Below are 13557 nucleotides of genomic sequence, written 5' to 3'. Positions count from 1 at the left end.
TGCCACTTCAGCTCGATGTAGCTCTCGATCTGGTCCTTGCCGAAGACATCGCCCTGCAACAGGAAGTCGTGGTCGGCGGCCAGGGATTCCAGGGCCTCGCGCAGCGAGCCGCAGACGGTCGGGATGCCCTTCAGCTCCTCGGGCGGCAGGTCGTAGAGATCCTTGTCCATGGCATCGCCCGGGTGGATCTTGTTCTTGATGCCGTCGAGGCCGGCCATCAGCATGGCGCTGAAGGCGAGGTAGGGGTTGGCGGTCGGGTCTGGGAAGCGGACCTCGACGCGCTTGGCCTTGGGGTTTGTCGCATAGGGGATGCGGCAGGAGGCCGAGCGGTTGCGCGCCGAGTAGGCGAGCAGCACGGGGGCCTCGTAGCCGGGGACCAGACGCTTGTAGGAGTTCGTCGACGGGTTGGTGAAGGCGTTGAGCGCCTTGGCGTGCTTGATGATGCCGCCGATGTACCAGAGGCACTCCTGGCTCATATCCGCGTACTTGTCGCCGGCGAAGAGCGGCTTGCCGTCCTTCCAGATCGACTGGTGTACGTGCATGCCCGAGCCGTTGTCGCCGTAGACGGGCTTGGGCATGAAGGTCGCGGTCTTGCCGTAGCTCTGCGCGACCTGATGGATGCAGTACTTGTAGATCTGCATGTGGTCGGCGAGCAGGGTCAGCGTGTCGAACTTCATGCCGAGTTCGTGCTGTGCGGAGGCCACCTCGTGATGGTGCTTCTCGACCTTCACGCCCATGGACTGCATGGCGGCCAGCATCTCGCCGCGCATGTCCTGCGCCGAATCCTGCGGCGGCACCGGGAAGTAGCCGCCCTTCATGGGGATGCGGTGGCCGAGGTTGCCGCCCTCGTAATCGGTGAAGCCGTTGATCGGCAGTTCGGTCGAATCCAGCTGGAAGCCGGTGTGGTAGGGGTCGGAGGCGAACTTCACGTCGTCGAACACGAAGAACTCGGCCTCGGGGCCGACATAGATGGTGTCGCCGATGCCTGTCGACTTCAGGAAGGCTTCGGCGAGCTTCGCGGTGCCGCGCGGGTCACGGCTGTACGGCGCGCCGGTGGAGGGCTCGAGCACGTCGCAGACGATCGACATGGTGGACGCGGAGAAGAACGGGTCCATGCAGGCGGTCGCCGGATCCGGCATCAGCAGCATGTCGGACTCGTTGATGGCCTTCCAGCCGGCGATCGACGAGCCGTCGAACATCGTGCCGTCGGTGAAGATCTCGTCGTCGACGAGCGAGACGTCGAAGGTGACGTGCTGCCACTTGCCGCGCGGGTCGGTGAACCGGAAGTCGACGTACTTGACGTCGTTGTCCTTGATTTCCTTCAGGACGTCGGCTGCAGTCTTGGCCATCCTTGGGGTCTCCTTGAAGTCGCGGCCTTCGGCCATGGTTTTGCCGCGGCGCGCACGAGGCGAACCACGGTGGGGAAGGTATTCGTGTCCTTAGCGCAGAACGAGGCGACGCGTATGACGCTGTGAGGTCCGATGACGGTCACTCAGATCGCGTCAGTCCCGGTCTCGCCGGTGCGAATGCGGATCGCTTCCTCGATCGTCGAGACGAAGATCTTGCCGTCGCCGATGCGTCCGGTCTGGGCCGATTTACGGATCGCCTCGACGGCGCCCTCGACCAGGGCGTCGGACAGGACGATCTCGAGCTTCACCTTGGGCAGGAAGTCGACCACGTACTCGGCGCCGCGATAGAGCTCGGTGTGCCCCTTCTGGCGGCCGAAGCCCTTGGCCTCGATCACAGTGATGCCCTGGAGGCCGACCTCCTGGAGGGCTTCCTTCACCTCGTCGAGTTTGAAAGGCTTGATGATCGCTTCGATCTTCTTCATGCCGGGCGGGCCTGACCTCGATGCTGCTTGACCCACCGTTGGTATCATCGCCGTCCGGGCTCCGCCACGCCGTTTTGGCCGGAGATGGCGGAAAACTGCACAACGAACATGCACGTGCCGCGTCACGTTCGAGCGAAGGCCGAACCCGGAAAGGGTTCACGGGCCTCGGACGGGCATCGCAGAAGGAATTTCCCATGACGACGCTGCGACTGCTCAAGGTCGAGGCGATGCGCCGGGTAGACGCCGCAGCCATGGCGGGCGGCACTCCGGGGCGCGTCCTGATGGAGCATGCCGGAGCGGCCGTGGCGGCACGGGCCCGGATGCTCGTGCCCGAAGGCGCCCGCATCCTGATCCTGTGTGGGCCCGGCAATAACGGCGGCGACGGCTACGTCGCCGCCCGCCTCCTCGTGGAGGCGGGCTGTGCGATCGACCTCGTCGGCCTCATGCCCGTCGCGGCGTTGACCGGTGACGCGGCCGAGGCCGCCGCCGATTGGGCCGGTGCGGTGGGCACCTTGGAAGCCCTCGGCGATCTGGCTGCGTATACGCTGGTGATCGATGCGATGTTCGGCGCCGGCCTCGCTCGCGATCTCGATGCCGATCTTATCGACCTCGTCGCGCGTCTGGCGAAATCGGGCCGGCCGGTGCTCGCCGTCGACGTGCCGAGCGGCATCGACGGCGACACCGGCGCGGTGCGCGGGGCGGCTGTCCAGGCCACGGAGACCGTGACCTTCGTCGCGCTGAAGCCTGGGCACATGCTCCAGCCGGGATGTGCCCATTGCGGAACGCTGCATGTGGCGGAGATCGGCACCGGCGACGCAGCCTTGATCGCTGGCTTTGCGGACGAAGCGCCGCTCTGGCGCAATGATCCGGCTCTCTGGGCGAACACCTTGCCCCGTCTCACGGCTGCCAGCCACAAGTACACGCGCGGGCACGCGCTCGTGCTGTCGGGTCCAGCCACGCGGACCGGCGCCGCCCGGCTGGCGGCGCGTGGCGCGCTTCGCGTCGGCGCCGGCCTCGTCACCCTGGTCTCGCCGACCGCGGCGCTGGCCGAGAATGCCGCTCATTGCACTGCGATCATGCTGCGCGCCTGCGACAGCGCCGACGACCTCGACGATCTCCTCACGGACGAGCGCCTGAACGTGGTCCTGGCGGGGCCAGGCCTCGGCGCCGGGTCGGCCACCCGCGACCTCGTGGCGGTGGCGGCCGCGACGGGCCGGGCGCTCGTCCTCGACGCGGACGCGCTCACCAGCTTCAGGGGCCAGGCCCGGCTCCTCGCGGCGCATCTCTCGGATGGGCAGGCCCTGGCCGTGCTCACTCCGCACGAAGGCGAATTCGCCCGATTGTTCGAAGGCACGGACGCCGTCGATCCGGAGGCCTGCAAGCTGGAGCGGGCGCGCCGAGCGGCCGCGCTCACCGATGCGGTCGTCGTGCTGAAGGGGGCCGACACGGTGATCGCCGCCCCCGACGGCCGTGCCGCGATCAACGATCACGGCACGCCCTATCTTGGCACGGCCGGGTCGGGCGACGTGCTGGCCGGCCTCGTCGCGGGTCTGCTCGCACAGGGCATGGCGCCGTTCGAGGCGGCCTGCGCGGCCGTCTGGCTGCACGGCGACGCGGGCCTCCGCCACGGCCCCGGCCTGATCGCCGAGGACCTGCCGGAGGTGATGCCGGCGGTACTGAGAGCCCTGCTCTGCGCCTAAGTCACCTCGAACAATGTCCACAGCCCCGTGTCGAAGCGCTCCAGCACCGTCGAACTGAGGAGCCAGCGGCCCGGATTGTCGGCCTTGAAGGCGATCCGCGCGGTGCGGCCCTCCAGAAGCTGGAAGGTGTCGAGCCAGTAGGGCTCCCAGCCGTCGTCGAGGGGATGGAGCAGCCGAAAGGCGTGCCCGTGCAGGTGCAGGGCCTGCGGAAAAGCGGTTTCGTTCCTGATCGCCAGCACCACCACCTGCCCGCGCTTGACCGAGAACAGCGGCGCTATCCCGGTTGCCCCGCTGACACCGTTCACCGCCCAGATCTTCGCCGGATCGCCGGTATAGATCGGCTCGGCGCTCGGCTTGTCCTTGTCGATGCGGGCGCCTCCCGTGAGGGTGATGTCGCGCCGAACCGCGTTCTGCAGCTTCACCTCGGCTGGGAGGAGCTTGTTCTCACCGATCTTGGTGATCGGCGGACGCGCCTGCGGCACCGGCGCGCCCGAAACCGCGAGGGTGGCGAGCGACAGGCCGTTACCGATCAGCGCCGTAATCGTGCCTGTGGCGCTCGCTTCGGTGGGAAGGTCAAGCATCAGGTCGTAGCGCGTGCCCGGTGGGAAGGGCAGGGTGGCGCGCAGGGGCTCGAACGTGTCGGTCGGCTGCCCGTCCACCGCCAGCACATAGACCTTCACGCCGTCGAATCGGATGCGGGTGCCGCGCGCATTGCAGACGTTGCCGAGACGCAGGCGCACACGACTGCCCGGCGGCCCCGTGATCGTCGCCGGGACCGGGGCGCCGTTCAGGGTCACGAGGCTGCCGAGACGGCCGGAGCTCGCCGCGAAGGCGGGCTGGCCGAAGGCGAGCAGGCTGGAATCGTCGTTGAGCCGCCAATCCTGCAGCAGCAAGGTCAGGTCCTGATCCACTGCCGGGGGCGAGGTTTCCTCGACCACCAGGGCGCCGGCCAGGCCGCGCCCGGAGGGCTCGCTCGACCCACCCACCACGAGGGGCCGAACCAGAAAGGTGCCGGCATCGGGGGGCGTAAAGGCGTAGGTGAAGTCTGCGCCGGGGGCGATCGGGCTTTGGGTCACGCCGCCGACGCCGTCCATTGGATTCTGGTTTCGCACTCCGTGCCAGTGCAGGCTGAGGGGCTTGTCCGTTTTGTTCTCGACCTTGAGCCGAACCGTTTCGCCGAGCTTGATCCGGACCACCGGCGGCGGCGCCTTGCCGTCGAAGGACCAGACCGGCGTCGGGGGGGCGGGTTCCGGCTTGAGGCGTATGGCACCGGGCGCGGCGACAAGCGTGCGCGCAGGCGCCGTGCTGGCGGCCTGGGACACCGGGGCAGCGGTCGCCGGTGCCGGTTTCGTCCCCTGACCCGACGCACCCTGTGCGATCGCTGAGCGCGGCATCACAGCCAGCGCCGCCACCCCGCCGAGAAGGACACGGCGCGCGGCCGAGATCGGAACGTCGGTCGCGAGCGATCGGGCTTTCGGCATGAGACCTCGGCGGATGAAGAGGGCGATCGAGCGCGAAAGCGCTCGCGCGACGCTTCTAGGATGCGCGTCCGGAGGAGTCCAAATGCGAGGCTCGGTCCGTGTTTCGGCGCGCCGGCACGATCCCGGGCGTGTCTGACTTTTTTTGATGCGGGCCGTTGCACCCGTGCTATAGGACCGCGCTCTGGCGGCGGAATGCGCGCTGGGCGTTGGCGCTTGCGGGCGTGGCGGAACTGGTAGACGCGCTGGATTTAGGTTCCAGTGTCGCAAGACGTGGGGGTTCGAGCCCCTCCGCCCGCACCAGTCCTTCGCCGTCGGGAACGGATTGGCTCACACCGATGGCCGCCCGGCCCGCCGTAGGACGTCGGCCCCTAAGCGGCGCGATGTCCTGTCGCCGACCTCGTCTCGGCCGATCGTGCCGGGGGCGGGGACCGGACCGAATTGATGCGATCACACGGACGACAGCGGAAAGACGACCATGCAGGTGACCGAGACACTCTCCCAGGGGCTGAAGCGCGAGTTTCAGGTTCTGCTCGCCGCGAACGAGCTCGAGGAGCGCCTGACGAGCGAGCTGTCCACCCTGAAGGACAAGGCCCAGATCAAGGGCTTCCGCCCCGGCAAGGTCCCGGTCGCCCACCTGCGCAAGCTCTACGGCCGCTCGGTGATGGCCGACGTGCTGCAGAACGCCGTCAACGAGGCGAACCAGAAGATCGTCTCCGAGAACAACCTCAAGCTCGCCCTCGAGCCCAAGATCGAGTTCCCGGGTGAAAAGTCCATCGTCGAGCGTGCGCTGGATGCCAAAGACGACGTTTCCTTCAACGTCGCCCTCGAGGTGCTGCCGACCTTCGAGCTCGCCGACCTGTCCGACGTCAGCCTGACCAAGCAGGTGGCCAAGCCCTCCGACGAGGAGGTCGACGAGGCCATCACCCGCATGGCGTCCTCCAACCGCGCGTTCTCCCCTCGTGAGGAGGGTGCGGCGGCCGAGGCCGGCGACCGCGTCACCATCGATTTCGTCGGCCGCATCGACGGCACCGAGTTCGAGGGGGGCAAGGGCGAGGGCGTTGATCTGGAACTCGGCTCGGGCTCGTTCATCCCGGGCTTCGAGGACCAGCTCGTCGGCGCCAAGGTCGGTGACCAGCGTGTCGTGAAGGCCACCTTCCCGGAGGCCTACGGTGCCGAGCAGCTCGCCGGCAAGGATGCCGAGTTCGACGTCACCGTGACGGCAATCCAGGCGCCCGGCGAAACCAAGATCGACGACGAGCTCGCCAAGGGCTTCGGCATGGAGACCCTCGACAAGCTGAAGGAGGCGGTCTCCACCGCCATCGGCAGCGACTTCGAGGCGCAGTCCCGCCGCAAGCTGAAGAAGGACCTGCTCGACGCCCTCGATACGAAATACGCCTTCGAGCTGCCCCCGAGCCTCGTGCATCAGGAGTTCGCCGCCGTCTGGGCCCAGGTCGAGCAGGACCTGAAGACCCGCGGCAAGACCTTCGAGGACGAGGGGACCACCGAGGAGAAGGCCACCGCCGAGTACCGCAAAATCGCCGAGCGCCGCGTCCGCCTCGGCTTGGTGCTTGCGCAGGTCGGTGAGACCGCCGATATCAAGGTCTCGGACGACGAGGTGAACCAGGCGCTGATCGCCCGGGTGCGGCAGTATCCCGGCCAGGAGCAGCAGGTCTGGGACTTCTACCGCAAGAACGCCCAGGCACTGGCCGAGCTGCGTGCGCCGATCTTCGAGGAGAAGGTCGTCGATCACGTCCTCGCCCAAGTGAAACTGGTCGAAGAGCCCGTCTCGAAGGAGGCGCTGTTCGCCGACGAGGAGGACGCTTCGGAGACCACCGAGGCGAAGCCCGAGTCCGCGTCGAACGAGCCGGCTTCGACCGGAACCGACGAGGGCCTGCCCGCCGTCGCGAAGGCCGACTGAAGTCCGCGAGCTCCCACATGGGCAGCGGGCTTGAGAGTAAGGCGGCGTTCACCGTCGCCGTAGTTCGCTGAAACGTCCGGTGCGCGCCCGATTCGCGGCGCGGCCGGACCCCTTGTAGGTGGGGCACGTGATGATGAGAGATCCGGTCGACTATTATAACTCTGCGCTCGTGCCCATGGTGGTCGAGCAGTCGAGCCGCGGCGAGCGTGCCTTCGACATCTATTCGCGCCTGCTGCGCGAGCGCATCATCTTCCTGACCGGTCCGGTCGAGGATTACGGCGCGTCGCTGATCGTCGCGCAGTTGCTGTTCCTCGAAGCCGAGAACCCGAAGAAGGAAATTTCCTTCTACATCAATTCGCCGGGCGGCGTCGTCACCTCCGGCCTGTCGATCTATGACACCATGCAGTTCATCCGCTGCCCCGTGACGACGCTTTGCGTCGGACAGGCCGCGTCCATGGGATCGTTGCTGCTGACCGCCGGTGAGCCGGGCCACCGCTTCGCCCTGCCGAACGCCCGGATCATGGTCCACCAGCCTTCCGGCGGCTTCCAGGGCCAGGCGACCGACATCCTGATCCATGCCCGCGAGATCGAGGCCTTGAAGAAGCGCCTCAATGAAATCTACGTGAAGCACACCGGTCGCGACTACGACACCATCGTTCAGGCGCTGGAGCGCGACAACTTCATGACGGCCGATGCCGCCAAGGAGTTCGGCCTGATCGATGAAGTGATTCAGAAGCGGCCCGAGCCCGCCGCCGCCTGATCGACGGTGCGCGCCGGGTCGTCCGACCAGGCGCGTCGTTTCGAGGCGGGAGGTTTTGCCCGAGCCCGCCTTGATCCCGTCGCGGTCGCGTGCTTGCATCGCCAGTCTGATCGAAGCCGGCAGATGCGCGCAGGTGACTGTTTCTTTAGGCGAACGCCATTAAATTCGAAGGATGCGTGTGCGCCCCGGACCGGTGCCATGCCCGCGAACGGAGACCGATATGAGCAAGACTGGCGGCAACGACTCAAAGAGCACGCTGTACTGCTCGTTTTGCGGCAAGAGCCAGCACGAGGTCCGCAAGCTGATCGCGGGCCCGACGGTGTTCATCTGCGACGAGTGTGTCGAACTGTGCATGGACATCATCCGCGAGGAATCGAAGTCCTCCCTGGTGAAATCCCGCGACGGCGTTCCCACGCCGAAGGAGATCCGCCGCGTCCTCGATGATTACGTCATCGGTCAGGACTTCGCGAAGAAGGTCCTCTCGGTCGCGGTCCACAACCACTACAAGCGCCTCGCCCACGCCTCGAAGCACAACGACGTCGAGTTGGCGAAGTCGAACATCATGCTGATCGGGCCCACCGGCTCGGGCAAGACGCTGCTTGCCCAGACCCTGGCCCGCATCCTCGACGTGCCGTTCACCATGGCGGACGCGACCACGCTGACGGAAGCCGGTTACGTCGGCGAGGACGTCGAGAACATCATCCTCAAGTTGCTCCAGGCATCCGACTACAACGTCGAGCGGGCGCAGCGCGGCATCGTCTACATCGACGAGATCGACAAGATTTCGCGGAAGTCCGACAACCCGTCGATCACCCGCGACGTCTCCGGCGAGGGTGTGCAGCAGGCGCTTCAGAAGATCATGGAAGGCACCGTCGCCTCCGTGCCTCCTCAGGGTGGCCGCAAGCACCCGCAGCAGGAGTTCCTGCAGGTCGACACCACAAACATCCTGTTCATCTGCGGTGGCGCCTTTGCAGGGCTTGAACGGATCATCTCGGCGCGCGGCAAGGGCACCTCGATCGGCTTCGGCGCGACCGTGCAGGCGCCCGACGACCGCCGCACCGGCGAGATCTTCCGCAATGTCGAGCCCGAGGATCTGCTGAAGTTCGGTCTCATCCCCGAATTCGTCGGCCGCCTGCCCGTGCTGGCGACCTTGGAGGACCTCGACGAGACCGCGCTCAAGCGCATCCTGCAGGAGCCGAAGAACGCTCTCGTCAAGCAGTACCAGCGCCTGTTCGAGATGGAGAACGTCGACCTGACATTCCAGGATGAGGCGCTCTCGATGGTGGCCCGCAAGGCCATCGAGCGGAAGACCGGCGCGCGTGGTCTGCGCTCGATCCTCGAGACGATCCTGCTTGAGACCATGTACGATCTCCCCGGCCTCGAATCGGTCGAGCAGGTGGTGATCGGTCCGGAAGTGGTCGATGGCAAGTCACGGCCGCTCTACATCCACGGCGACCGTAACAAGGAAGCCCCGGCCAGCGTCAGCGCCTGACCTTTTGGACGACTTGCAGGTCTGAGCTGTTCCACGGGGCGGATGCTTGAAAACATCCGCCCCGATTTCCATCTCCGGTTCAGCGCGATGGCCGCACGCTCTCCTCATCGAGGTGCGGTGTCCCGCCACCAGCCGCAGACCCTGAGTACCCAAGACACTTCCGACCCCCTCGCGGCCCGGTCGGCCCCTGGCAGGTTGCTTGCTCGACACGAGGAGCGGCTGCCCGGCGTCCATCATGAGGAAGTCCGATATGACTCAATCGAAATCGCGCCAGCCCGTCGTTCCGGGCTCGACGGGCTCCTACGCCGTCCTACCCTTGCGCGACATCGTCGTGTTCCCGCATATCATCGTGCCGCTCTTCGTCGGTCGCGAGAAGTCCATCCGCGCCCTCGAGGAGGCGGTCCGTACCGACCGGCACATCCTGCTGGCGACGCAGATCAACGCCAGCGAGGACGATCCCTCGACGGACGCCATCTACAAGATCGGCACCCTGGCCAGCGTGCTCCAGCTCCTGAAGCTGCCCGACGGCACCGTGAAGGTGCTCGTGGAGGGTGCAGGCCGCGCGAAGATCACGCGCTTCTCGAAGTCCGACACTTATTACGAGGCCGAGGCCGAGACCCTTACGGACGAGCTCGGTGACAGCGTCGAGGCCGAAGCCCTCGCGCGTTCGGTCATCGCCGAGTTCGAAAACTATGTGAAGCTCAACAAGAAGATCTCGCCTGAGGTCGTCTCCGCCGTCACCCAGATCGACGAGCCCTCGAAGCTCGCCGATACCGTCGGCTCTCACCTCGCCGTCAAGATCGCCGACAAGCAGGCGATCCTGGAGATTCCCACGGTGGCGCAGCGCCTGGAGCGCGTGCTGTCGCTGATGGAGAGCGAGATCTCCGTGCTGCAGGTGGAGAAGCGCATCCGGACCCGCGTGAAGCGGCAGATGGAGAAGACGCAGCGCGAGTACTACCTCAACGAGCAGATGAAGGCGATCCAGAAGGAGCTGGGCGATTCCGAGGATGGCAAGGACGAGCTCGCCGAACTCGAGGAGAAGATCGAGAAGACCAAGTTCACCAAGGAGGCTCGGGACAAGGCGGTGGCGGAGCTGAAGAAGCTGCGCCAGATGTCGCCGATGTCGGCCGAGGCCACCGTGGTGCGCAACTACCTCGATTGGATGCTCGGCATCCCGTGGGGCAAGCGCTCGAAGATCAAGAAGGATCTTCTCGGCGCCCAGGTCATGCTCGACGAGGACCATTTCGGCCTCGACAAGGTGAAGGAGCGGATCGTCGAGTACCTCGCTGTGCAGCAGCGCGCGAACAAGCTCACCGGCCCGATCCTCTGCCTCGTCGGTCCCCCGGGCGTCGGCAAGACGTCGCTCGGCAAGTCCATTGCCAAGGCGACCGGTCGCGAGTTCGTGCGCATGTCGCTCGGCGGCGTGCGGGACGAGGCCGAGATCCGTGGTCACCGTCGGACCTATATCGGTTCGATGCCCGGCAAGATCGTCCAGTCGATGCGCAAGGCGAAGACCTCGAATCCCCTCATTCTGCTCGACGAGATCGACAAGATGGGCATGGATTTCCGGGGCGACCCGTCGGCCGCCCTGCTGGAGGTTCTCGACCCCGAGCAGAACGCCACGTTCAACGACCACTACCTGGAGGTGGATTACGACCTCTCGAACGTGATGTTCGTGACCACCGCCAACACGCTGAACATCCCCGCGCCCCTGATGGACCGCATGGAGGTGATCCGCATCGCCGGCTACACCGAGGAAGAGAAGCTCGAGATCGCGCGCAAGCACCTGATCCCGGGTGCCGTGAAGAAGCACGGCCTCGACTCCAAGGAGTGGCAGATCGACGATGCGGGTGTGCTGATGCTCATCCGCCGCTACACGCGGGAGGCTGGCGTCCGCAACCTGGAGCGTGAGATCTCGAACCTGATCCGCAAGGCGGTAAAGGAGATTCTCATCACCAAGGTGAAGGCCGTTGCCGTCACCGAGGAGAACCTTCCGGTCTTTCTTGGACCTCCGAAGTTCCGCTACGGCGAGATCGACGAGGAGGATCAGGTCGGTGTGGTCACGGGTCTCGCCTGGACCGAGGTCGGCGGCGAATTGCTGACGATTGAGGGCGTCATGATGCCCGGCAAGGGCAAGATGACGGTCACGGGCAACCTGCGCGACGTGATGAAGGAGTCGATTTCGGCGGCGGCCAGCTACGTCCGCTCGCGGGCTGTCGATTTCGGCATCGAGCCGCCGCTGTTCGAGCGCCGCGACATTCACGTCCACGTTCCGGAGGGGGCGACCCCGAAGGACGGTCCGTCCGCCGGTATCGGCATGGCGACCGCGATCATCTCGACGCTGACGGGCATTCCGGTGCGCCGCGACGTGGCGATGACGGGCGAGGTCACGCTGCGGGGCCGCGTGCTGCCGATCGGCGGCTTGAAGGAGAAGCTGCTCGCCGCACTGCGCGGCGGGATCAAGACAGTCCTCATCCCGGAGGAGAACGCCAAGGACATCGCCGAGGTGCCCGACAGCGTGAAGAACGGAATGGAGATCATCCCCGTCTCCCGGATGGATCAGGTGCTCGTGCACGCCCTGGTCCGAGTTCCTGAGCCGATCGAGTGGGAAGAACCGGCCCGTCCGGTGCGTCCCGTGATCGCCGAGGATGATTCCGCTACGGTCATCGCCCACTAGGACGATACGACGCTCGAGTCAGAAAAGGCCCCGGCGGTGACGCCGGGGCCTTTTCCATGTCGCGCACGCGGATTGGCGAGACGGAAGGGGGTTGCGCCGCCGCGGCGGCTTCCGGTACCAAGCGGCGCATCGGGCGGTTAGCTCAGTTGGTAGAGCGTCTCCTTTACACGGAGAGGGTCGGCGGTTCGAGCCCGTCACCGCCCACCATGCCTCCGGAACGTCGCGCTTTGCCGTCGTCGGCAGCGGCGACGCAATCCATCGCAGAGGTGCCTGATGGCGGATGAAGCCGTGACGGATGCGTTGCCGGCCCGGGCCTTTCCCCCGCCCTGGATCGTCGTCGAGACGGCCGCGGGCTTCTGCGTCGAGGATGCGAGCGGGCTCGCGGTGGCCTGGACCTACTTCTCGGACGATGTGGATCAGCGTGCGGCGTCTGGTGCCATGACCCACGCGGAAGCGCACCGCATCGCCAAGGCGATCGCGATGGTTCCCGAGATGCGAACGATCATCCGCTCGCTGCAGGATGGTCTGGCCGAGGCAGATACGCCCGACGCCTGACCGGAGGCGAGGCCTTCTGCCTTCAGCCGCCTGCCATGACCAAGGCCCAGAAGCGCTTGTACCGCGTGCCCGGCGCATCGACGCGGGCGATGCCGACACGCTTCAATTGCGGGATCAGCATGTTCTTGTTGTGCTCCGGCGAGGCCTTCCAGCGCGCCAGGACCTCGTCGAAGGTCTCCGAGCCGGCGCTGAGATTCTCCGCCGCGTAGGACCGGCCGGCGCCCGCATCCGCCATGCGACTGTTGAAGGACCCGCCGATCTCGTGGCTGAGGCGCCCGGCCTTGGCATTGGAGGCGGCCTGGAAGGACGCTGCCCGGATCAGGCTCGGATCGATCGTCACCGGCCCGAGGCCGTGCTGCGCGCGGTAGCGCGAGATCGCGACGGCAGCCGCCTGTTCGTCGAGGACGACAAGGCTCGTCGGCTGGTCGGGTACGAGAACGCTCGGACCGCCGCAGCCAGCCACCATCAGTAGGATAGAGAGGCTCGCGGTAAAGGCGGCGAGGGACGGGGCGTGACGGCGGAGCGGTGTCTTGGTATCGGGCAAGCGCATCGGTTCGGATGGATCTCGGAGACGGGGCTGACTGCTCTTCGCCTCGCTGGCCGATACGGCGAAAACGCGGCGTCGGCCGGGCATCCCGTCAATACGGATAGGTCTGTGTCCGGGCGGCTACGGATGCGGACGGTTTAGATCCGGATACCGAGATCGCGCGGCGGCGCGCCACAGCGCCAAGCCGTAATCCGGAATTCCGGATGGGTCCCGATCCAGCCTGCGAGCTGCGGCTGTGCCACGTGCAGGCAGGCCGTGGCGTCCTCCACGTCGAGGGCGAGTTTTCGCGATTCGCAGGTGTCGGGCGCCCGTGTCAGGCAGGCCGTGAAGTAGAGGAAGAAAACACCCGTCATGCCTCGATATCCGCCGGGAACCCTATGAACAGGGTAGGGCGAGCGGGCGAAAAGACGAATCCGGTCGAACCAGCGATAGGCTCAGACGATCCCGCATGTTGTGGAAACAGCAGATATGGCGCGGGCGACGGGACTCGAACCCGCGACCTCCGGCGTGACAGGCCGGCACTCTAACCAACTGAGCTACGCCCGCTTGACGTCCCGCCCCGTTTCCGGCGGTGTCGGCGGTTTATGGTCACCGCC

The 13557-nt window shown here is 66.4% G+C and carries 11 protein-coding genes and 3 tRNA genes; 8 read left to right on the top strand and 6 right to left on the bottom strand.

Annotated features, from left to right (window positions below; all coding sequences use genetic code 11):
- Together glnA and JWQ05_RS09630 are read right to left on the bottom strand one after the other, a co-directional pair.
- Positions 1-1349 (bottom strand): type I glutamate--ammonia ligase (gene glnA, locus JWQ05_RS09635; RefSeq protein ID WP_299657955.1); only part of this gene is annotated, 1349 nt, incomplete at its 3' end.
- Between the two features lie 143 nt (positions 1350-1492).
- Positions 1493-1831: a P-II family nitrogen regulator gene (locus JWQ05_RS09630; RefSeq protein ID WP_003600526.1), complete on the bottom strand. Its 339-nt coding sequence runs from the start codon at positions 1829-1831 to the stop codon at positions 1493-1495.
- Between the two features lie 194 nt (positions 1832-2025).
- On the opposite strand from JWQ05_RS09630, the gene JWQ05_RS09625 reads away from it, so the two are divergent.
- Positions 2026-3531, top strand: coding sequence for an NAD(P)H-hydrate dehydratase (locus tag JWQ05_RS09625; RefSeq protein ID WP_299657924.1), 1506 nt, complete (start codon positions 2026-2028; stop codon positions 3529-3531).
- Here the strand turns inward: JWQ05_RS09625 and JWQ05_RS09620 are convergent.
- Positions 3528-5012, bottom strand: a complete 1485-nt coding sequence (locus tag JWQ05_RS09620; RefSeq protein ID WP_299657923.1) for a multicopper oxidase family protein — start codon at positions 5010-5012, stop codon at positions 3528-3530. The two genes, JWQ05_RS09625 and JWQ05_RS09620, sit on opposite strands and share 4 nt — an antisense overlap.
- A 215-nt stretch (positions 5013-5227) precedes the next feature.
- On the opposite strand from JWQ05_RS09620, the gene JWQ05_RS09615 reads away from it, so the two are divergent.
- The 7 genes from JWQ05_RS09615 to JWQ05_RS09585 all read left to right on the top strand — a co-directional run bounded on the left by JWQ05_RS09615 (position 5228) and on the right by JWQ05_RS09585 (position 12414).
- A tRNA-Leu gene (locus tag JWQ05_RS09615) sits at positions 5228-5312 on the top strand.
- A gap of 175 nt (positions 5313-5487) precedes the next feature.
- Positions 5488-6930, top strand: coding sequence for a trigger factor (gene tig, locus JWQ05_RS09610; protein WP_299657921.1), 1443 nt, complete (start codon positions 5488-5490; stop codon positions 6928-6930).
- Between the two features lie 133 nt (positions 6931-7063).
- Positions 7064-7690, top strand: a complete 627-nt coding sequence (locus tag JWQ05_RS09605) for an ATP-dependent Clp protease proteolytic subunit (RefSeq protein ID WP_026176059.1) — start codon at positions 7064-7066, stop codon at positions 7688-7690.
- A gap of 220 nt (positions 7691-7910) precedes the next feature.
- Positions 7911-9182, top strand: a complete 1272-nt coding sequence (gene clpX / locus JWQ05_RS09600; protein WP_299657919.1) for an ATP-dependent Clp protease ATP-binding subunit ClpX — start codon at positions 7911-7913, stop codon at positions 9180-9182.
- Between the two features lie 250 nt (positions 9183-9432).
- On the top strand, positions 9433-11859 hold the full coding sequence (lon, locus tag JWQ05_RS09595) for an endopeptidase La (RefSeq protein WP_299657917.1): 2427 nt from the start codon (positions 9433-9435) through the stop codon (positions 11857-11859).
- Between the two features lie 131 nt (positions 11860-11990).
- A tRNA-Val gene (locus JWQ05_RS09590) sits at positions 11991-12066 on the top strand.
- Positions 12067-12132: 66 nt separating this feature from the next.
- Complete coding sequence (locus JWQ05_RS09585) at positions 12133-12414, top strand: hypothetical protein (protein ID WP_299657915.1); 282 nt, start codon at positions 12133-12135, stop codon at positions 12412-12414.
- Between the two features lie 22 nt (positions 12415-12436).
- On the opposite strand, the gene JWQ05_RS09580 is transcribed toward JWQ05_RS09585, so the two are convergent.
- The 3 genes from JWQ05_RS09580 to JWQ05_RS09570 form a co-directional block, all read right to left on the bottom strand.
- Positions 12437-12880: a CAP domain-containing protein gene (locus tag JWQ05_RS09580; RefSeq protein ID WP_299657956.1), complete on the bottom strand. Its 444-nt coding sequence runs from the start codon at positions 12878-12880 to the stop codon at positions 12437-12439.
- Positions 12881-13098: 218 nt separating this feature from the next.
- Positions 13099-13314, bottom strand: coding sequence for a hypothetical protein (locus JWQ05_RS09575; RefSeq protein ID WP_299657913.1), 216 nt, complete (start codon positions 13312-13314; stop codon positions 13099-13101).
- A gap of 116 nt (positions 13315-13430) precedes the next feature.
- A tRNA-Asp gene (locus JWQ05_RS09570) sits at positions 13431-13507 on the bottom strand.
- Positions 13508-13557: the final 50 nt, after the last annotated feature.

It is taken from the genome of Methylobacterium sp., from assembly GCF_028290105.1.
Classification (GTDB): Bacteria; Pseudomonadota; Alphaproteobacteria; order Rhizobiales; family Beijerinckiaceae; genus Methylobacterium.
The sequence above is the reverse complement of the archived record's forward strand: the minus strand, read 5'-3'. Positions and strand labels throughout refer to the sequence as shown.